Annotated in this window: 19 protein-coding genes; 16 read left to right on the plus strand and 3 right to left on the minus strand. The window is 28.1% G+C overall.

Annotated elements, in window-relative coordinates:
• The first annotated feature begins 182 nt into the window (after positions 1–182).
• From ACN6I1_RS01610 to ACN6I1_RS01620, 3 genes are all read left to right on the plus strand, one after another.
• A complete protein-coding gene (locus ACN6I1_RS01610; protein WP_419742507.1) occupies positions 183–1,586 on the plus strand; it encodes a glutamate decarboxylase in 1,404 nt (467 codons plus the stop codon).
• A gap of 252 nt (positions 1,587–1,838) precedes the next feature.
• The gene (gene gadC / locus ACN6I1_RS01615) at positions 1,839–3,254 is read left to right on the plus strand and encodes a glutamate:gamma-aminobutyrate antiporter (protein WP_220797184.1); all 1,416 of its coding nucleotides are present in this window, start codon (positions 1,839–1,841) and stop codon (positions 3,252–3,254) included.
• A gap of 59 nt (positions 3,255–3,313) precedes the next feature.
• A complete protein-coding gene (locus ACN6I1_RS01620) occupies positions 3,314–4,705 on the plus strand; it encodes a glutamate decarboxylase (RefSeq protein WP_085283840.1) in 1,392 nt (463 codons plus the stop codon).
• 67 nt (positions 4,706–4,772) lie between these two features.
• Here ACN6I1_RS01620 and ACN6I1_RS01625 read toward each other — a convergent pair whose 3' ends face one another.
• On the minus strand, positions 4,773–5,666 hold the full coding sequence (locus tag ACN6I1_RS01625; RefSeq protein ID WP_419742508.1) for a C39 family peptidase: 894 nt from the start codon (positions 5,664–5,666) through the stop codon (positions 4,773–4,775).
• 205 nt (positions 5,667–5,871) lie between these two features.
• Between ACN6I1_RS01625 and ACN6I1_RS01630 the strand changes: the two genes are divergently transcribed.
• The 12 genes from ACN6I1_RS01630 to ACN6I1_RS01685 all read left to right on the plus strand — a co-directional run bounded on the left by ACN6I1_RS01630 (position 5,872) and on the right by ACN6I1_RS01685 (position 18,311).
• The gene (locus ACN6I1_RS01630) at positions 5,872–6,765 is read left to right on the plus strand and encodes a DUF2156 domain-containing protein (protein ID WP_419743287.1); all 894 of its coding nucleotides are present in this window, start codon (positions 5,872–5,874) and stop codon (positions 6,763–6,765) included.
• A gap of 187 nt (positions 6,766–6,952) precedes the next feature.
• A complete protein-coding gene (locus ACN6I1_RS01635) occupies positions 6,953–7,717 on the plus strand; it encodes a GDSL-type esterase/lipase family protein (protein WP_419742509.1) in 765 nt (254 codons plus the stop codon).
• Positions 7,718–7,732: 15 nt separating this feature from the next.
• Positions 7,733–8,203 carry a DUF4358 domain-containing protein gene (locus ACN6I1_RS01640; RefSeq protein WP_021430443.1) on the plus strand — a complete coding sequence of 157 codons (471 nt, stop codon included), beginning with the start codon at positions 7,733–7,735 and terminating at the stop codon, positions 8,201–8,203.
• Positions 8,204–8,220: 17 nt separating this feature from the next.
• A complete protein-coding gene (locus ACN6I1_RS01645; RefSeq protein ID WP_419742510.1) occupies positions 8,221–9,627 on the plus strand; it encodes an MBOAT family O-acyltransferase in 1,407 nt (468 codons plus the stop codon).
• 15 nt (positions 9,628–9,642) lie between these two features.
• Entirely contained in the window at positions 9,643–10,806 is a 1,164-nt protein-coding gene (locus tag ACN6I1_RS01650; RefSeq protein WP_419742511.1) for a DHHW family protein, read from the plus strand.
• Between the two features lie 400 nt (positions 10,807–11,206).
• Complete coding sequence (gene nrdD / locus ACN6I1_RS01655) at positions 11,207–13,336, plus strand: anaerobic ribonucleoside-triphosphate reductase (RefSeq protein ID WP_419742512.1); 2,130 nt, start codon at positions 11,207–11,209, stop codon at positions 13,334–13,336.
• 16 nt (positions 13,337–13,352) lie between these two features.
• Positions 13,353–13,856: an anaerobic ribonucleoside-triphosphate reductase activating protein gene (gene nrdG, locus ACN6I1_RS01660; protein WP_021430431.1), complete on the plus strand. Its 504-nt coding sequence runs from the start codon at positions 13,353–13,355 to the stop codon at positions 13,854–13,856.
• A gap of 394 nt (positions 13,857–14,250) precedes the next feature.
• Positions 14,251–14,850, plus strand: a complete 600-nt coding sequence (gene rpsD / locus ACN6I1_RS01665) for a 30S ribosomal protein S4 (protein WP_025161520.1) — start codon at positions 14,251–14,253, stop codon at positions 14,848–14,850.
• A 205-nt stretch (positions 14,851–15,055) separates the two neighbouring features.
• Positions 15,056–15,370 (plus strand): thioredoxin, encoded by a 315-nt coding sequence (trxA, locus tag ACN6I1_RS01670; protein WP_419742513.1) that lies wholly within the window; start codon positions 15,056–15,058, stop codon positions 15,368–15,370.
• A 24-nt stretch (positions 15,371–15,394) separates the two neighbouring features.
• Entirely contained in the window at positions 15,395–16,273 is an 879-nt protein-coding gene (locus tag ACN6I1_RS01675) for an NAD(P)/FAD-dependent oxidoreductase (RefSeq protein WP_419742514.1), read from the plus strand.
• Positions 16,274–16,475: 202 nt separating this feature from the next.
• Positions 16,476–16,808, plus strand: a complete 333-nt coding sequence (locus ACN6I1_RS01680) for a winged helix-turn-helix transcriptional regulator (RefSeq protein WP_035118054.1) — start codon at positions 16,476–16,478, stop codon at positions 16,806–16,808.
• Between the two features lie 132 nt (positions 16,809–16,940).
• The gene (locus ACN6I1_RS01685; protein WP_021433955.1) at positions 16,941–18,311 is read left to right on the plus strand and encodes a cation:dicarboxylate symporter family transporter; all 1,371 of its coding nucleotides are present in this window, start codon (positions 16,941–16,943) and stop codon (positions 18,309–18,311) included.
• 28 nt (positions 18,312–18,339) lie between these two features.
• On the opposite strand, the gene ACN6I1_RS01690 is transcribed toward ACN6I1_RS01685, so the two are convergent.
• Together ACN6I1_RS01690 and ACN6I1_RS01695 are read right to left on the minus strand one after the other, a co-directional pair.
• Positions 18,340–19,113 (minus strand): CPBP family intramembrane glutamic endopeptidase, encoded by a 774-nt coding sequence (locus ACN6I1_RS01690; RefSeq protein ID WP_021433954.1) that lies wholly within the window; start codon positions 19,111–19,113, stop codon positions 18,340–18,342.
• 99 nt (positions 19,114–19,212) lie between these two features.
• Entirely contained in the window at positions 19,213–20,256 is a 1,044-nt protein-coding gene (locus ACN6I1_RS01695) for a YdcF family protein (protein ID WP_419742515.1), read from the minus strand.
• 190 nt (positions 20,257–20,446) lie between these two features.
• Between ACN6I1_RS01695 and ACN6I1_RS01700 the strand changes: the two genes are divergently transcribed.
• Positions 20,447–20,746 carry a PTS, IIB gene (locus ACN6I1_RS01700; protein ID WP_021433952.1) on the plus strand — a complete coding sequence of 100 codons (300 nt, stop codon included), beginning with the start codon at positions 20,447–20,449 and terminating at the stop codon, positions 20,744–20,746.
• The last annotated feature ends 72 nt before the right edge of the window (positions 20,747–20,818 follow it).

Here is a 20,818-nt window from a genome sequence, read left to right on the forward strand (position 1 = left end):
TTTTAAATGTGGTATATATATAATATAATAAAAAACTAAGTAATTTAAAGCAAAATAAAGCATTTTAAAGAATAATGTTTTAAATTAATTATATATACATTAAATTTAAATAGAACGGTTTTTTATTAACTAAAATACATACAATTTATATGACTTAGTGCATATATAAGGAGGTTTTTAAAATGTTATATGGTAGAAAAAATCAATTAGGGGATAGTTATGATACTCCAATATTTGGGACAACAGAATCTGGCTCTATCGTGCCAAAAGATGTTTTAGGGAAAGATTCTATTGCTCCAAATATAGCTTACAGATTAATAAAAGATGAGCTAATGAATGAAGGTAACGCAAGACTTAATTTAGCAACATTCTGCCAAACATATATGGAAGATGAAGCAACAAAACTTATGGCAGAAACATTAGAGAAAAATGCTATAGATAAATCTGAATATCCACAAACAACAGAGATGGAAAACAGATGTGTAAATATGATAGCAAACTTATGGAATGCTCCAAAAGAATTAAATTATATAGGAACATCAACAGTAGGATCATCAGAAGCTTGCATGCTTGGTGGTATGGCAATGAAATTCAGATGGAGAAATAGAGCGGAGAAATTAGGAATAGATACAACAAAGAGAAAACCAAACTTAGTAGTATCATCAGGATTCCAAGTTTGTTGGGAAAAATTCTGTGTATACTGGGATATAGAAATGCGTTTAGTACCAATGGATGAAGAACATATGAGTTTAAATGTAGATAAAGTTTTAGATTATGTAGATGACTACACAATAGGTGTTGTAGCACTTCAAGGTATAACATATACAGGAAAATTTGATGATATAAAAGCATTAGATACATTACTTGAAGAGTACAACAAAACCGCAAAAATAAGTGTACCAATACATGTTGATGCTGCATCAGGTGGATTATTTACGCCATTTATAGATCCAGATATGGAATGGGACTTTAGATTAAAAAATGTAGTATCAATAAGTACATCAGGACATAAATACGGGTTAGTATACCCAGGTATAGGATGGGTAATATGGAAAGATGAAGAGTACTTACCAAAAGAATTAATATTTGAAGTAAGTTACTTAGGAGGATCAATGCCAACAATGGCAATAAACTTCTCAAGATCAGCAAGTCAAGTAATAGGACAATATTACAATTTCTTAAGACTTGGATTTGAAGGATATAGACAAATACATCAACGTACAAAAGATGTAGCTATGTACTTATCTGATGAAATAGAGAAAACAGGATTATTCAAAATTTACAATAATGGGGAAAATTTACCGATTGTATGTTATAGATTAAATGATAACGCTAATGTAGAATGGACATTATATGATTTAGCAGATAGATTAGCAATGAAAGGATGGCAAATACCAGCATATCCATTACCAATCAACTTAGACAAAACAATAATACAACGTATAGTATGTAGAGCAGACTTAAGTCATGATATGGCTGAATTATTTATAAGAGATTTAAAAACAGCAATAAAAGATTTAAATGATGCAAATGTATTAGTACACGGTAAAGAACCAGAAAACAAAATTTACGGATTTACTCACTAATACAAAAAATATAGTATAGATTGAAAAAAGTCTTAGTATTATTTAAAAAATACTAAGACTTTTTTTATTGTTTGTTAAATTGAAAGCTAATGAAACTTAAATTGCAAAATGAAATAAAATGAAACTTTTTTTGCAAAAATAGTTTAATAGGATTATAATTAGGGTAAATATACAATATACAATTAAAAAATTATTTTAGGCCTATGATAATTTACATTGAGAAGAATTAAGACAAAATAGGAGATGATTGACATGAAAAAAGAAAACGCAGCTAAAGGGAATTCACTTACTTTGTTTGCATTCTTTGCAATGACTGCATCAATGGTTATGACTGTATATGAGTATCCTACATTTGCTACATCAGGATTCAATTTAGTATTTTTCCTTTTACTTGGAGGAATATTATGGTTTTTACCTGTAGCATTGTGTGCAGCAGAAATGGCCACAGTTGATGGTTGGCAAGAAGGTGGAATATTTGCTTGGGTTGGAAACACTTTAGGAGAAAGATTCGGATTTGCAGCGATATTTTTCCAATGGTTCCAAATTACAGTTGGATTTGTAACAATGATTTATTTTATATTAGGTTGTGTTTCATACATATTCAACTGGAATGCATTAAATAATGTTCCTGTTTTAAAATTTATAGCAGTTTTAGTTATATTCTGGGGATTAACATTAACACAATTAGGTGGAACAAAGAATACTGCTAAAATAGCAAAAGCTGGATTTATACTTGGAATAGCTATACCAGCAATAATATTATTTGGAATATCTATAGCTTATTTAGTACAAGGTAATCCAATAGATGTAAAGATAGGAGCTAGATATTTTGTTCCTGACTTTTCAAAAGTAAACACATTAGTTGTTTTTGTATCATTTATACTAGCATATATGGGTGTTGAAGCATCAGCATCACATGTAAATGAATTAGAAAATTCAAAACGAAATTATCCATTAGCTATGATTATACTAGTTATAGTAGCTATAGTACTTAACACAATTGGAGGATTAACAGTTGCAGCTGTGATTCCACAAGGTGATTTAAATTTAAGTTCAGGAGTAGTTGATACTTTTAAAGTTTTAATACTACATTTTATACCAAATGGAACATGGATTGTAAAATTAATAGCTTTACTATTAGCATTAGGTGTAATGGGTGAAGTTAGTGCATGGGTTGTAGGACCTTCAAGAGGTATGTATATAGCAGCTCAAAAAGGAATTTTACCAAAATCATTAACTAAAACTAATAAGCATGATGTTCCGGTAAACTTAGTTTTCGTACAAGGAATAGTAGTTACGATATGGGCAGCGGTTCTTACACTTGGCGGTGGAGGAGACAATGTTTCATTCCTTACAGCTATATCATTAACAGTAGTTATATACTTAGTTGGATATTTACTATTCTTCATAGGGTACTTTAAATTAATACTAAAAAGAGATGATTTAAAACGTTCTTATCAAGTTCCTGGTGGAAAAACATTTAAACTAATAGTTGCCGCATGCGGTTTCTTAACTTCAATATTTGCATTGATTATATCATTTTTCCCACCAAGTCAGTTAGTTGGTAAGAGTATACATGAATATTTAACTATATTAAGTGTAAGTTTTGTAGTAACAGTATTAATACCTTTTGTAATATATTCAATTACATGTAAGAAGAGTAGATAATATAAATAAAATTAATTAATAAAAAAGACAAGCATTGTAATTTAGGGAGGTTTTTCAAAATGTTATTTAAAAAAGAAGATGATTATAGTACACCAGTGTTTGGGACAATAGAGTCTGGCTCTAATATTCCAAAAGACGTAATAGGGAAAGATTCTATTGCTCCAAACATAGCGTATAGATTAATAAAAGATGAGTTAATGAATGAAGGAAACGCAAGACTTAACTTAGCGACATTCTGTCAAACATATATGGAAGATGAAGCAACACAACTTATGGCAGAAACATTAGAAAAAAATGCTATAGATAAATCTGAATATCCACAAACAACAGAAATGGAAAATAGATGTGTTGATATGATAGCAAATTTATGGAATGCACCAAAAGAGTTAAGCTATATAGGAACATCAACAGTAGGATCATCAGAAGCATGTATGCTTGGTGGTATGGCTATGAAATTTAGATGGAGAAACAGAGCAGAAAAATTAGGAATAGATACAACAAAGAAAAAACCAAACTTAGTAGTGTCTTCAGGATACCAAGTTTGTTGGGAAAAATTCTGTGTATACTGGGATATAGAGATGCGTACTGTACCAATGGATGAAGAGCATATGAGTTTAGACATAGACAAAGTTTTAGATTATGTAGATGACTATACAATTGGTATAGCAGCATTACTTGGAATAACATATACAGGAAAATTTGATGACATAAAAGCATTAGATGCATTAATAGAAGAATACAATAAAACAGCAAAAATAAGTGTACCAATACATGTAGATGCTGCATCAGGTGGATTATTTACACCATTTATAGATCCTGAGCTTGAGTGGGATTTTAGATTAAAAAATGTAGTATCAATAAGTACATCAGGACATAAATATGGATTAGTATACCCAGGTATAGGATGGGTAATATGGAAAGATGAAGAGTACTTACCAAAAGAATTAATATTTGAAGTAAGTTACTTAGGAGGATCAATGCCAACAATGGCAATAAACTTCTCAAGATCAGCAAGTCAAGTAATAGGACAATATTACAACTTCTTAAGACTTGGATTTGAAGGATATAGACAAATACATCAACGTACAAAAGATGTAGCTATGTACTTATCTAAAGAAATTGAAAATACAGGATTATTTAAGATATACAATGATGGTGAAAATTTACCAATAGTATGTTATAGATTAAGAAATGAAGATGCAGTACAATGGACATTATATGATTTAGCAGATAGATTAGCAATGAAAGGATGGCAAATACCAGCATATCCATTACCTGTTAACCTAGATAAAGTTATAATACAACGTATAGTATGTAGAGCAGATTTAAGCTATGATATGGCTGAATTATTTATAAGAGATTTAAATACAGCTATAGATGATTTAAATAAAGCAACTATATTAGTTCATGGTAAAAAAGCAGAAAATAAAAAATATGGTTTTACTCATTAATTATATAAAAAGAAGCTAATTCAATTGAATTAGCTTCTTTTTATATAAATCAATATAAGTATTAAACTTAAATGCTAAATGCCCATACATTTTTAGCTTCTTTTAAAAATACGTCAACGTCCCAAGTTTTGCTACTTCTATCTTTACTATCAGAGTCATTAACTATTATTTTTCCGTCATCAGTAACACCAGTTAAAACAATGTAATGACCTTCTGTTGTAAAATGACCAGGTCCCATAGTTGCTATAACTGGATTTCCTTTTTCAAGGTTTGAGATAATGCTTGAAGCACTTAAAGGGATAACCTTACCTTTAATACCTAATTTTTTAGCTCCATCAGTCATTAATGACCAAGCTGTACCAACACCATCTACTAAATATCCGTTTTTAACACTAAAGTTTTCAATATATTTTGGACTGAAGTTTTCATTTCCAGTAAGACCTACAGCAACCATTGATAAGGCCGTTGGGCCACAACCATTAATTGCGAAATAATCAGGACCATACTTATCATAACCCCATCTTTCATCCCATTGCATGTATAGAGGAATTTCGCCTTTTGTATAACTTCCTTCAACAGGTGTTGATACTTCAGTTTGTCCGCCTTTATGATCTACAAAATCAGCGACAAAATCTATTGTTTCAGGCTTTTTAGATGCCATGACTAAAAACTCAGGAGGATACTCACTTGGATCTTTTAGTATTTCATAAATTTTAGGATATACAGGAGCTAAGTCTATTAGTTTTTGAATTACAGGATCCTTTGACTCAAGTAATTCTTTAGACAACTCAACAGTTTGTGGGCTTGCATATCCAACCGTGTTTGAAAATGCATTTGATACCCCTTTATATCCTATAAATATACCTAATGATAAAACTATGGGTAAAGCAATAAGTTTAATTTTGTGCTTGTTTAGTTTTTGTTGCTTTTTTACGCTATGTTTTCCTTTTGCATAAGCCAATTTCTAATCCTCTCCTCTAATGTATAAAATCAAGTCTAATATAATTATACAACTTTAAATTAAATACAATATAACAAAACTGTAACAAATTTTTTTGATAAATAAATTGACAATTTCAAACATGGTTACGAAAAAGTAACTAATTAATTAAATCAACTAAATTTGATATAATATATTATATGATATATTGATTTGGAGGTAGTTTATTTTGTTTAAAGATATAGAAATAGATTGTAAAAACATATTAGATAAATATTTTGACTTAGTTGATTATGAAGCATGTGAGTATTGTTTTACTACATTATATATGTGGAAAGATTTATATAACACAAAGTATTATATTGAGGATGATTTTGCTATAGTTGCAGGGGAATATGAAAACAAAGGTTTTATAATATTGCCTTTAGCTAAAAAAGAAAATATGAATAAAGCTTTTGATTTTATAATTAAAAACTTTGAGAAACAACACAAACAAATTCATTTAAAAGCTATAAATAAAGAAGTAGTTGAATACTTACAAAGTGTTTATGGAGATAGATTCGAATATATTGAAGAACGTAACAACTTTGATTATATATATGATGGAGAAAGTCTAAGAACTTTATCAGGAAGAAAAAATCAAAAGAAAAGAAACCACCTAAATAGTTTTGTTAAAGAATATGGTGATAGAGTAGAATATAAAAAGTTAGAAGAAGCAGACTTTGATGAATGTATAAATTTATTAAAAGAGTGGTCAAAAGATAAAGAGGAAAGTATAGAACTAGATAGTGAATTTAAAGCAATAAAAAGAATATTTAAGAATTATGAAAAATTAAAAGATACATTAAAGATAAGTGGTATATATATTGACTCTAAATTAGAAGCATTTTCTATTGGAGAAATGCTAAATGATAATATGGCGGTAATACATGTTGAAAAAGCAAATGCGGATATAAGAGGACTGTACCCTTATATTAACCAAAAGTTCTTATTAAATGAATTTAGCGATGTAGAATTTGTTAATAGAGAAGAAGATTTAGGTATCGAAGGTCTTAGAAAAGCAAAGCTTTCATATCATCCAGTTAAATTTGCTGAAAAGTATACTGTAATAGAAAAATAAAATGTTAAATTATTGAAATAAAGGCATTGTCATAGAAATTGGCAATGCCTTTTGTTATTATAAAATCATGTCGAAAAAAATAGAAAAATGTAAAAAAAGATATATGCAACATTAATATACAAAGAGTATAATATTAATTGCTTAAAGTAAGAAAATCAATATTATATGTGAGAAAGAAGTGACACTTATGAGGAAAATTTTATATGTTCGTATTGTGAAAATTGCTTTGATCGGAGGCGCTATACTAATTTTATTAGGCTTTGCGAGGCATATATATAAAAGTAAATTTGGTCAAACAGAAGTAAATCCAGAAAAAGGCGTAGCTAAAATAAAAGCATTAGAATCAGAAGACATATCAAGGATAAGAAATGAAATTGAAAAAAATAGTGACGATGATTCAAATATAGATGAAAACAAAAATGATGTAAATTTTGAAAAGGTATTTGAGGATTCAGTAATAATGGGTGACTCAAGAGGAGAGGGACTAACAGAATATGGTTTTTTAAGTCCATCATCAGTTGTAGCATATAAAGGAAGAAATGTAATAGAGGCAAAAGGAGATGTATCAGAAGTTGTTAATCTTTCACCTAGTAATATATTTTTAACTTATGGGATGAATGATTTACAATTGTTTAGTAATTCTAAGGACTTTATTAATAAGTATGAAATACTTATTAAGGATATTAAACAAAAATTGCCAAGTTCTAAAATATATGTAACTTCTATCATACCAACAACACAATCAGCTATGGAAAAAGACCATAGTTTTAAGAATGTGTACAGTTTTAATAAGGCATTAGAAGATATGTGCAAGGATTTAAATGTGGAGTTTATAAATGTTAATGATAGCGTTAACTCAAAGAATAACTTGTATGAGCCAGATGGTATACATTTTAGTGCTAAATTTTATAATGGGTATTTAAACATTTTAAAGAATAAGGCTAATCTATAGATAGGAGTGAGTGTTTTGAAAAAGTTTAAAAAGTACATTTTAACTCTTAGTTTTGTATGTACTATGTTTGTTGCTAGTGGGTGTGGAATAAATAACGATAAGTCTGCTAGTAGTATAACTGAAGATATTAGCAAAACTGTTAATTTAAATAATATGGAAAAAAGTGATAGTAAATCTTTAAGAAGATTTTTTGGTTTAAACTCTAGTGAGTTTGAAGATTTTTCAATATACATACCTAAATCTACTATGGATGTAGAAGAAATGCTTGTGATAAAAGTAAAAGATAAAGGCCAAATTCAAGGAATAGAAGATGCTATAGATAGTAGAGTTAATAAGCAAATAGAAAGTTTTAGTGGATATGGACCAAAACAAGTAGCATTGCTTCAAGATTACGAAGTTAAAGATAAAGGTAACTTCGTATTTTATGCAGTTTCAAAGGATTTAGATAAACTGACTGATGCATTTAAAGAAAGTATCAAAAATTAAAAAAGAGAGGTAAACCAATGGTTTTTAGTAGTATAGTATTTTTATTCACTTTTTTACCTATAACCTTAATTCTATATTATATTTCACCTAGAAGAATGAAAAATATAGTATTACTGTTAATTAGTTTAATTTTTTATGCATGGGGAGAACCTATATATGTTTTTCTTATGATGTTTACTACTGTATTTGATTATTTGATAGGACTACTTATAAATAAATATAGAAGAAATAAGATTAAATCTAAACGAATATTTATATTTGCTGTTTTAGTGAATTTAGGTATATTAGGATTTTTTAAATATTATGGATTTGTAATTGAAAATATAAATAGCGTGTTTTCTTTAAATATTGGATATAATCAGTTGCCACTTCCGATAGGGATATCATTTTATACGTTCCAAACATTATCATACGTTATTGATGTTTATTTAGACAAGGTAAAAGTTCAAAAGAGTTTAATATCTTTTGGTCTTTATGTAACTATGTTTCCACAATTAGTTGCAGGCCCTATTGTTAGATATACAGACATAGATTATCAGTTAAAATATAGAACTCATAGTATGAACAAATTTGGAGAGGGTGTAGATAGGTTTATACAAGGGCTTTCTAAAAAAGTATTGCTTGCTAACAATATAGGTATGATATTTACCAGTATACAACAATACGATGCAAGTGAAATATCTGTATTAACGGCTTGGCTTGCTATAGCAGCATATACTTTACAATTATACTTTGACTTTAGTGGATACTCAGATATGGCAATAGGTCTTGGTAAAATGCTAGGGTTTGACTTTATAGAGAACTTTAATTATCCATACATATCTAAAAGTGTTACTGAATTTTGGAGAAGATGGCATATATCTTTAGGAAGCTGGTTTAGGGAATATGTTTATATACCTTTAGGAGGTAATAGATGTAGTACTATATTTCAACTTAGAAATCTATGCATAGTATGGTTTCTTACAGGACTATGGCATGGAGCTGATTGGAACTTTATATTATGGGGCTTATACTATGGATTCATTTTAATAATAGAGAAGTTTTTATTAAAGGATATACTAGAAAGAATGCCTGGTTTTATCCAACATATATACACAATGGTACTAGTTATGATTGGGTGGACATTTTTTGGAATTGAAAGTATACAAAAATCTTTAGAATACATAAAAGTAATGTTTTTCTTAAATGGAAATAAAATAATTGATTCAACATTTATTTATTATTTACATACGAATTTAATTCTTTTAGTAATTTTAATATTATGTTCTACACCTATAGTTAATAAGGTATTTAAAAAAATTATACAAAATGGAAGAATGGAAGGAGTTACATTGGCTGTAACGGTTCAATTTGTTTTATTATTTTTAAGCATAGCATACTTAGTAAACGAAACATATAATCCTTTCTTATACTTTAGATTCTAATAAGGGGTGAGAGCTTTGAAATTTACAAAAAAAAATACGCGTAAATATAGAAATATATATGTAAAGTTAATGGCAATAATGTTTTTAGTAACTATATTTTCATTTGTAGGTCTTAATTTACTAACTAAGGATAAACAATTCTCGGAAAATGAAAATAGGCTATTAGAACAAAAACCTAAATTTACATTAGATCGATTATTTGAAGGTAGATATACTAAAAAATATGAAAAGTATACTGTGGATCAAATAGTTGGAAGAGATAAATTTATTAAAATTAAAACTAAAACTGATGCCCTTATGGGAAAAAATAGTGAAAACGGTGTATTTAGATGTGATGATGGATATCTAATAGAAAGCTTTGGAAAACCGAATGAAGAGTATTTAAAGTCTAATATAGAAGCTATAAACAAGTTTGCAGATAAACATAAGGACATAAAGACAAGTATATTAATAGCACCAACAGCTGTTAATATATTAGAGGATAAATTACCTGCATTTGCTCCTGTTTATAATCAAGACGAGTATTTAAGTAGATTGTCAAAATCTATTAACAACAAAATAGATTTTGTAAATATATCAAGTGAAATGAAAAAACATAAAGATGAATATATATATTATAAAACGGATCACCACTGGACTACATTAGGAGCATATTATGCCTTTTTAGATTTTGCAAAGCAATCAGGGTTAAAATCTGAACCTAATAGTTATGACAAGTACAGGGTTTCAAATGACTTTTACGGAACACTATATTCAAAGAGTGGTTATAAAGTGAAGCCTGATCAAGTTGATATATACACACCTAAAAATAAAAATGATCAGGTAATAGTAGAATATAAAGAAGAAAAGAAAAAATCTCCTACTATATATGAAAGTGAAGCATTGAAGAAAAAGGATAAGTATGAAGTTTTTTTAGGTGGTAACCACCCGGTCGTAGATATAAAAACTACAAGTGAAAGTGATAAAACCTTGCTGCTAATAAAAGATTCTTATGCGAATAGTTTTGTTCAATTTTTAACTCCATATTACAAAGAGATTATAATGGTAGACCCAAGATATTATTATGAAGATATAGAAAAATTAATTAAAGAAAAGAACGTTACGGATTTACTTTACTTATATAATGCAAATACATTTTTTAATGATTCATCATTAGCTCCAGTATTAAATAACATATAAAATTCGCTTCGCTCATGTCGCCAACGACTTTGTCCGTTGCTCAAAAAGTTTTTTACTCTAAAATTATAGAATATTGGTATAACTAAGTTTTATAAATTAACAACAATGCATTAGAGAGTATAATTTTTCAAGCGTAAAAAAATTAATAAAAAAAATAAAAAAAGAAACTGTATCTAGAGTGTAGATTTAGAGCGGTTTCTTTTAAATTTTTATGATAAATTTAAAAAAATATGGGTATTAATCAACTTGAATATATACTATATATGGTATAGAATGGACTATGTGCTTACTACATATAGTATAAAAAATGCTTATATGAACAACATAAAATTATAAAAGTCAATACTTTTGTAGAATAAAATTTAATCAATCAATATGTATTAGACAAAAGGAGAGTTTTATGAATAAACAATTAAATATAATTAAAAGAGATGGCAGTGTTGTAAAATTTGATAAAACAAAAATAGAAAATGCAATACTAAAAGCTATGAAGTACGGAAGTGGAATATATGAAGAAGAAATGGCCAAAGAAATAGCCGATGAAATTGAATTAAGTTTTAATCAAACAAAAGACGTAGCAACTGTTAATAAGGTAGAAGATATGGTTTATAAAAATTTAATAAATCATAAACATGAATTAACAGCTAAAGCATATGAGGGGTATAGAGCGGTTCAATCGTTTAAAAGAGAAGTTAATACTACAGATGATAGTATTTTAGGTCTTTTAGACAATAGCAATGAAGATGTTATGAATGAAAATTCTAATAAAAATGGTTTATTAGCTTCAACTCAAAGAGATCTAATAGCTGGGGAAGTATCAAAAGATATAGCTAGAAGAAAGTTAATTCCAGCTCATATAGCACATGCTCATGATGAGGGAGTTCTTCATTACCATGATATGGATTATGCTATACAACCTATTCATAACTGTATGCTTATAAACTTAGAAGATATGCTAAATAATGGTACAGTAATAAGTAATAAGTTAGTTGAATCACCAAAGTCATTCACTACAGCTTGTACAGTTACTACACAGATAATAGCTCAAATTGCTAGTGGGCAGTATGGAGGTAACTCTATAACTATAAAACATATTGCTCCGTTTTTAAGAGTTTCATATGATAAATATTTAAACAAATATAAGGATAAGTATCCAGAAGAAATGGCTAAAGATTTAGCTGAAGATAGAATGTTAGAAGAATTAAAAAACGGAATTCAAACTATAAGATATCAACTATCTACGTTATATACAAGTAATGGTCAATCTCCATTCTCAACTATTTACTTAGAAATTGAAGAAGGTAACGAGTATGAAAGAGAAATGGCTTTAATTTGTGAGGAAATGATAGCTCAAAGATTAGAAGGAATGAAAAACTACAAAGGACAAGAAGTAGGAGAAGAATTCCCTAAGTTAGTTTATCTATTAGATGAGCATAATTGCTTAGAAGGTGGTAAATACGACTACATCACTAAATTAGCAGCTAAATGTAATACAAAGAGATTGGTACCTGATTATCAAAGTGCAAAAATAATGAAAAAAAATTACGAAGGAAACACATTCCCACCAATGGGATGTAGATCACACTTGAGTCCATGGAAGGATGAGAATGGAAATTATAAATGGTATGGAAGATTTAACCAAGGTGTAATTTCTTTAAACTTAGTTCAAGTTGCATTAACAGCAAATCAAGATATGGAAAAGTTCTGGGAGATATTAGATGAAAGATTAGAACTTTGTAGAGAAGCTCTAATGGTTAGACATGATTTATTAAAAGGCGTAATATCAGATGTATCACCTATACATTGGCAACATGGTGGTATAGCAAGACTTAAAAAAGGAGAAAAAATAGATTCATTATTAGAAAATGGATACTCAACTCTTTCTTTAGGTTATGTTGGTGTGTATGAAATGACACAAGCTATGCTTGGAATAAGTCATACTACTAAAGATGGTGAACAATTTGCACTTGAAGTAATGAATCACTTAAATAACACTTGCCAAAAATGGAAGGATGAAACTGGTCTTGGATTTGGATTATATGGAACTCCAGGAGAAAGTTTAACTTCAAGATTCTGTAGAATAGATAAACAAAAATTTGGAGAGATAAAAAATGTTACAGATAGAATGTATTACACAAATTCATATCATGTTCATGTAAGTGAAGAAATAGATGCTTTTGAAAAGTTAAAATTTGAAAGTCAGTTCCATGATATAAGTTTAGGTGGATGTATAAGTTATATAGAAGTTCCTGATATGAGTAAAAACCTACCTGCAGTAGAACAAATAATAAATTATATATACCATAATATACAATATGCTGAGATAAACACTAAACCTGATATTTGTTATTCTTGTGGTTATACAGGAGAAATAAAGTTAGATAAAGATTTAGAATGGTATTGCCCTAATTGTGGAAATAGAGATAAAAATGAAATGCAAGTTATGAGAAGAACTTGTGGATATATAGGTGCAAATATGTGGGGAAAAGGACGTACACAGGAAATAGGCGAAAGAGTTTTACATCTATAAGGTTGGAGTGATGAAAATGAGATTTTCTAAAATAAAAGATAATGATATAGCTAATGGATTAGGAATAACTATGTCTTTTTGGACTCAAGGATGCCCGCATCATTGTAAAGGATGTTTTAATAAAGAGACATGGGACTTTGATGGAGGACAAGAGTTTAAGCAAGAAAACTTAGATTATATTATAGAAAATATAAATAAAAATAATATATATAGAGATTTAGCAATATTAGGAGGAGAACCATTATGTTCTCAAAATGTTGAAGGTGTAATTAGTTTATGTAGAGAATTTAAAAGTCATTATCCAAATAAACTTATATATTTATGGACAGGATATACTGTAGAAAAATTTAATGAAAATCAAAGAGAGATTTTAAATTATATAGATATATTAATAGATGGACAATTTGACGAAGAACGAAAAAATTTATCTATAAAATTAAGAGGTTCTTCGAATCAAAGAGTTATAGATGTAAAAAAATATTTAGATAAAAATGAAATCATTTTATATGATCTTAATTAATAAAATAGACTAACCAATTATAAATTATATTGGTTAGTTTTTTTATGTCTTTAATGATAATAATTTTCATTTACAATAAATAATGCCTATGTTATACTAAAGACATAGAGAAAAGCCTTCTCTACAAAAAAATGATGCTATAAATTTATAAAGTACTCAATCCCGCAGATGTAGTTTAAGTTTAATGTCCGGAACATAAACTATTAGTACTTTTAGATTTGTGCCAAAAATTACACTCAAAAACTAAAAAACTTCTTAAAAAGAGTCATGATTGTATACATGACTCTTTTTAATGATAATGAAAGTCATTTACATAAAATAAAAATTATGATATAGTGTATACAGGCTTAAAATTATCGCGGCAAAATTTCTAATTTTATAGGAGATGATAATTATGGCAAAAATGATGGGACCTAGATTTAAACAATGTAGAAGGTTAGGACTTAATGTGTGTGGACATCCAAAAGCTATGGATAGAGCAACTAGAGGAACTTCTAGAGCAGATAAAAAACTTTCACCGTATGGATTGCAATTACTAGAGAAACAAAGATTAAGAGCTTATTACGGGGTTTTAGAAAGACAATTTTCTAACTATGTAAAAAAAGCTATGAAATCTCAAGGAGAGACAGGTACGGTATTAGTTCAATTACTAGAATGTAGGTTAGATAACTTAGTTTATAGATTAGGACTAGCGAGTTCTATAAGACAAGCTCGTCAAATGGTAGTACATGGACACATATTAGTTAATGGAAATAAAGTCGATCGACCTTCTTATGGAGTGTCAGTAGGAGAAAAGATATCTCTAAGAGAAAAATCTAAAAAGAACTCTATGTTTATTGATAGTTTTCAACAAAATGCTAATAGCCAATATTCTTACTTAAGCAAGGACCTTGATGATGTATCGGGAACTCTTACTAAAATACCTGAAAGAAACGAAGTTCCAATAGAAATAAATGATATTTTAGTTGTTGAGTACTACTCTAAACTTAAGTAGGTAATTAATTAAAATAAAGAAATGTAGAGCTTTAGTTCTACATTTTTTTTATATTAATTAATTATTTCAATTTAATATACAAAGAATTTTATTTAAAGGTAATAATAAAGTAGAAAACTAGTTACGAATAAGTAACTAATTGTTATAGATAAAAACTGATGATATATTAAAGTTATTATAAAACATAAATAAAGGAGAAATGAAAATGAGTAGAATAATAAATACAGAAGAATTTAACATAGAGGTAGAAAATGCAAGTGAAACAACAGTAGTGGACTTTTTTGCAACATGGTGTGGTCCATGTAAAATGTTAGCTCCAGTATTCGATGAATTAAGTGGAGATATAGATGAAGCTAAATTTTTAAAAGTAGATATAGATCAAAGCTTAGAATTAGCTAGAAAATTCCAAGTAACAACAGTACCAACTGTAATTGTATTTAAAGATGGAGAAGAAGCTGAAAGATTAGTTGGGTTTATACCTAAGCAAAAGTTAGAAGATATGGTAAAAGCTCATATATAATTAATATAGAGAGGAATGTTGAATATGAGATATGATATTGCAATTGTAGGAAGCGGACCAGCTGGTTTAGCAGCTGCTATAAATGCTAAGATACGTAATAAAAATATAATATTATTTGGATCTCACAATGGAAGTGATAAATTAGTTAAAGCTCCATCTATAGATAATTATCTAGGGATTTATGATGTAAGTGGAGCTGAGTTGAGTGAAAAATTTACTAATCACGTAAAAGAGATGGGAATTGAAATAACTCAAGAAAGAGTTAATAATGTATACCAAATGGGAGATTATTTTGCATTAGCTGTTGGAGATGAAATTTATGAAGCTACAACGGTAATAATAGCGACAGGTGTACAATATGGAAAAATGATTAAAGGGGAAGAAGAATATTTAGGAAAAGGTGTAGGATATTGTGCTACATGTGATGCTGGATTATATAGAGATAAAGTTGTAGCTATAATAGGATACAATCATGAAGGAGAAGAGGATGCAAACTTTTTAAGTGAAATAGCATCAAAAGTTTATTATATACCTATGTATAATTTATCTAATAAGTTAGATTCTTCTATAGAAATAATCGATAGTAAACCTATAGAAATAAAGGGAGATACATTGGTAAATAAACTTGTATTAAAAGATAGAGAGCTAGATGTGGATGGGGTTTTCGTTATAAAGGATAGCGTATCTCCAAGTTATATGGTTCCTGGGTTAGAAGTTGAAGGACCTCATATAAAAACTGATAGAGAAATGAGAACAAATATAGATGGACTTTATGCTGCAGGAGATTGTGCAGGTAAGCCATATCAATACTTAAAGTCTGCAGGGCAAGGTCAGATGGCAGTTTCTAGTGCTATATCACAGTTAGATAAATTAAGAATAAAACAAATGGGATTAGAAAAATAATATAAAGTAAATAACCTAAAATTCAAGAAAAATTAAATCTTGTTATTTTAGGTTATTTTTATTTGAATAATGTATAAGATCACTTATAGAAAAAAGCTATAATAAAACTTGGATATGCAAAATTCATAATAATCAAAATTGGACAAAATATTGGCGATATTATAACCTTGTATACACAAATAAAAATAGGAGGGCCAAATTAATGTACAATGTAAGTGATATGACATTTGACTGTCCAGTTGAAGCTCTATCTAGTATAGTTGGTAAAAAATGGGTAGCGAGAATAGTTTGGGAGATCCAAGATAGTAAAATTAGATTTGGAGAGTTGCAAAGAAAAATAGATGGATGTAGCAAGAAGATGTTAGTTCAACAACTTGATTTATTAGTAGAAAATAACATTGTTATAAATAATAAAAAAGTAGTGAAAAATAGTATAGAATCTACTTATTATTTAAGTAAATCAGGGTTGGAGTTACTACATGTTATTGCCAATATGATAAAGTGGAGCAACGAACATATAGTATGTAATGATTAAAATTTTAAAATTTCGAAAAGTAAAAAAATTAGAAGTTACCAAAAAGTTACCAGTTGATATAATTTTTAGGACTTGTTATATTATATAAAAAAGCAAAGCCTTTAACTTTGCAAAAAGTATAAGGAGGAACACATGAATTACACATTTTTCTCAGAATTCCTTATGGTAACAAATTGGTTAACTTTGTTATCGGTAGGAATATTAATAGGACTATTCTTTATAGTCAAAAAATTAACTAAAAAGCTTAATTTTACCAAATTGATGATATCATCAATTGCAATGGGAATTGGCTTAGGATTAATAATTCAATTTATAGCAGGTTTTCCAAATGACCCTACAAAAGTCACTTGGTTAACAGAAGTATCTAAATGGTATGGATTATTTGGATATGGATTTATGGATTTATTAAAAATGCTAGTAGTACCTTTAGTATTTGTTTCAATTGTAAGAGTTATAATGAACTTAAAACAAGGTGAAAATTTAGGTAAGTTGACAGGTAGAACTATTTTTATGCTACTTGGAACAACAGCTATAGCAGCAGCAGTTGGAATAATAGTTGGAAATTTATTTAAACTGGGAGTGGGACAAGAAGTAGCTAATCAAGCTACAGAACAATTAAGAGAAGTAACACCTGTAGTAGATACTTTAAGAGGGTTACTACCATCAAACCCAGTAGATGCTATGGCACAAGCAAATGTAGTAGCTATAGTTATATTTGCAGGATTTATAGGTATAGCAATAAAAAGATTGAGTAAAAAGCACGCAGATACAATTAAACCTTTTGTAGACTTAATTGAAGCGTTTTATAAGATAATAATAAGTATATCGATAACTGTTATAAAGTTAATGCCATATGCTGTAGTTGCATTAATGGCAAGTTCTATAATTGATAGAGGGATATCTTCTATAGTAGGTGTTATAGATTTCATATTAGCTTTATATGTGAGTGTTGCAATAATGTTTATAGTACACTTAATAATAATATCGATTAATGGGGTTAATCCTATTAAATACTTAAAAAATGCATCTAAACCTCTTATATTAGCATTTACTTCAAGATCTAGTTTAGGAACATTACCAGTTACTATAGAAACATTAAATGATAATTTAAAAGTAGATCAAGGTATATCTAGCTTTGTTGGAAGTTTAGGCGCTAATATGGGTATGAATGGTTGTGCAGGTATATACCCAGCATTAATGGCTGTGACTGTAGCCAATATGTCAGGAACAACTATGAACTTTAGTTTCTATGTAATGTTATTAATAGTAATAACAATAAGTTCTTTAGGAATAGCAGGAATTCCTGGTACGGCAACTATGTCTGTATCTGTTGTTATATCAGGTATGGGACTAGGAGCATACTTCCCATTATTAGGTGGAATAATTGCTATAGATCCAATATTAGATATGGGACGTACAATGCTTAATGTAAATGGAGCAATGGCATCAACTATAGCAGTTGCAAATAGTTTTGATGAGATAGATAAAAATTCTATAGAATAGAATAAATATAAAAAATAGACTAAGATAACTATCTTAGTCTATTTTTTATGCACTTAGTAGAAATAAATAAAATTATAAGCCCGACTATAGCTGTAGATATTGAAATTATTATATGAAGATCTACAGAATATTTAAATACATAGGAACATGCATTATCTAAAGCATGAAATAGTATACATAGCCAAATGCTATTTGTTTCCATATATATAAATGTTAGAACAAATGATGATGCTAAGCAGCTCAATGCAAAAGGTAAAAAGTTTAGATGTTGTTGAGGAGACCCAACAACAAACCAAAGTGGTAAATGCCAGCAAGACCAAATTAATCCTATTAATAAAGAACTTTTCAAAGGTGAATACTTGGACAATAACTTAGGGAGTAAAAAACCTCTCCAACCTATTTCTTCAAGTCCGCCACCGAAAATCATAAATGGTGCAATCCATGTTAAAAAAATTAATGGATAAGTTAATAAAATATATTTATCTCTAAAAAAGCATACAACTATAAATGGTGTTGTCCATAAAATTAAAATAGTAATTAAAACATAAAGGTATTCCTTGAAACTTCTTTTCATATCTATACAACTTTTTAAAAATCTACTAAAATCATTTTTTGAGTAGAATTTGTGAACAGTAAGTATACCTGCTATAGCTGGGGAGTATCCAGATAAAGCATAAAAAATCATAAAAATAGGAGAACCGTATGTTAATACTCCTAATTGAGTAAGTGGAATTGTAACTCCAAATCCCATTATGCAGGTTATAAATATTATGAAAAAAAAGTATTTAACTTCATTAGACATATGAACATATACCCCCAATCTAAGTAAAACTCAAATATATTAAAATATATTTGAATAATAATAATATATACCTATTTGACTAAGGTTAAACATAATTAATTAAGCTGGAAAAACAAAATAATGATTTATAAGAGTTAATAAAATTGAAAAAACAAATATTATAACTATTATAATCATATGTCTTTTTTTATTCATTACAACAAGTGCTATATACTCTCTTATTAACGCATTAGGAAGAAAGTAATAAGCAGTTTTTGATCCTAGACCATTACTTTTCAAATTAGCCATTCTTGCGTATATGCTAGCTCTAAAAACATGATAATTATTAGTTACAAATATACTTTTATAACCATTAGGCATTAAATTATCCATAATAACTTTTGAAAATTTCATATTTTGTAGCGTATTAACTGAGTTATCTTCAATAATTGTATCTTTAGATGGTATCCCTTTACTTAATGCATATTTTTGCATAGCTAGACCTTCTGGAATATCTTCATCTGGACCTTGACCTCCAGAAAAAATGATTTTAGGAGAAAAAGAAACCTTAGACTGTTCATTATAGAAAGTTATAGCTCTGTCAATTCTGCTAGCAAGTAGAGGAGGAACTTTATCGCCAAAAACTCTACTACCTAACACTATTATGAAATCTTGATCTTTCTTTGGTTTATTAAATTGAGATATTAAAGAAATCATTAAGAAATTAAAAATACTAAATAAGAAGTAAAATTCTAAAAGTAAAAAACTACCTAAAAAAACAGTTACATCTTTTGGCAAGAATTTTTCTGGATTAAAAAATGTTAAAATTAAGTGGAAAACAAGTGATAATCCTAAAAATAGAGTTAACATATTAGATAAATTTCTACTTTCCTTTTTCATAACAATTTTAGCATTTAAAAATAAACCGAAAATAAGGGCGTAAATTCCAAATATCGAAACAATCATAAATATGATAAATAAGATTAAAAATAAGACTATTAAAATTCGGTTTCCTGTAGAAAATGCTAAGTATGTAAATGAAATAGCAAAAGATATAAGAAATATATTAAAAAATAATCCGTTAACAAGTCTTCTTCTATCTTTAAAATAAGATATTAAAAAGATAGACAATGTTATTATTGGAAACAAATAAATAAAAAACATACGTTACCTCCTAAATAAAAATAAAATATATATTAAATTCATTATATATTTTTTCAATAATTAAGTTAATAGATACGTAGAAATGTAATAATAAAAGAATAGTTATATCATAAAATAAAATTTATAATGAAAATAAATTATATTTTATGATATAACTATATAACAAGAATTAAAAAAGAGAGGTATGAGTATGAATAATATAGTAGTTATATGTGAAGATATAAACTGTGGTAATAAATTACAACAATCGGCCAAAGAATTCAACTATGACGTTAAATTTGAAATACAAAATGAAGATACAATTATAAATGAAATATCTGAAAAAGATATAAAAGATGCAAGTGCTGTTTTATTTGTAATAAATAAAGGTATAGAAGAAGTCAATGAAATCGAAAGATTCATAGATGTTGAATATTATGAAGTAGAGCCTTGTATAGCATTAGAAAATCCTAAACAAGTTATAAGTGAAATAATAGCTGATTTAAACTAAAGAATAGTAAGAAGCTTTGTGATTAATCTCAAAGCTTTTTTATATTTATAAAAAAATAAAATTAAATTTAAA

The organism is Paraclostridium dentum, from assembly GCF_048568265.1.
GTDB lineage: Bacteria > Bacillota > Clostridia > Peptostreptococcales > Peptostreptococcaceae > Paraclostridium > Paraclostridium dentum.

Coding starts and splice junctions, on each gene's coding strand:
- ACN6I1_RS01700 (WP_021433952.1), top strand. CDS start 20,447: ATGAATAATATAGTAGTTATATGTGAAGATATAAACTGTGGTAATAAA.
- ACN6I1_RS01635 (WP_419742509.1), top strand. CDS start 6,953: ATGAGGAAAATTTTATATGTTCGTATTGTGAAAATTGCTTTGATCGGA.
- ACN6I1_RS01690 (WP_021433954.1), bottom strand. CDS start 19,113: ATGTCTAATGAAGTTAAATACTTTTTTTTCATAATATTTATAACCTGC.
- ACN6I1_RS01680 (WP_035118054.1), top strand. CDS start 16,476: ATGTACAATGTAAGTGATATGACATTTGACTGTCCAGTTGAAGCTCTA.
- nrdG (WP_021430431.1), top strand. CDS start 13,353: ATGAGATTTTCTAAAATAAAAGATAATGATATAGCTAATGGATTAGGA.
- gadC (WP_220797184.1), top strand. CDS start 1,839: ATGAAAAAAGAAAACGCAGCTAAAGGGAATTCACTTACTTTGTTTGCA.
- trxA (WP_419742513.1), top strand. CDS start 15,056: ATGAGTAGAATAATAAATACAGAAGAATTTAACATAGAGGTAGAAAAT.
- ACN6I1_RS01610 (WP_419742507.1), top strand. CDS start 183: ATGTTATATGGTAGAAAAAATCAATTAGGGGATAGTTATGATACTCCA.
- ACN6I1_RS01685 (WP_021433955.1), top strand. CDS start 16,941: ATGAATTACACATTTTTCTCAGAATTCCTTATGGTAACAAATTGGTTA.
- nrdD (WP_419742512.1), top strand. CDS start 11,207: ATGAATAAACAATTAAATATAATTAAAAGAGATGGCAGTGTTGTAAAA.
- rpsD (WP_025161520.1), top strand. CDS start 14,251: ATGGCAAAAATGATGGGACCTAGATTTAAACAATGTAGAAGGTTAGGA.
- ACN6I1_RS01620 (WP_085283840.1), top strand. CDS start 3,314: ATGTTATTTAAAAAAGAAGATGATTATAGTACACCAGTGTTTGGGACA.
- ACN6I1_RS01695 (WP_419742515.1), bottom strand. CDS start 20,256: ATGTTTTTTATTTATTTGTTTCCAATAATAACATTGTCTATCTTTTTA.
- ACN6I1_RS01675 (WP_419742514.1), top strand. CDS start 15,395: ATGAGATATGATATTGCAATTGTAGGAAGCGGACCAGCTGGTTTAGCA.
- ACN6I1_RS01645 (WP_419742510.1), top strand. CDS start 8,221: ATGGTTTTTAGTAGTATAGTATTTTTATTCACTTTTTTACCTATAACC.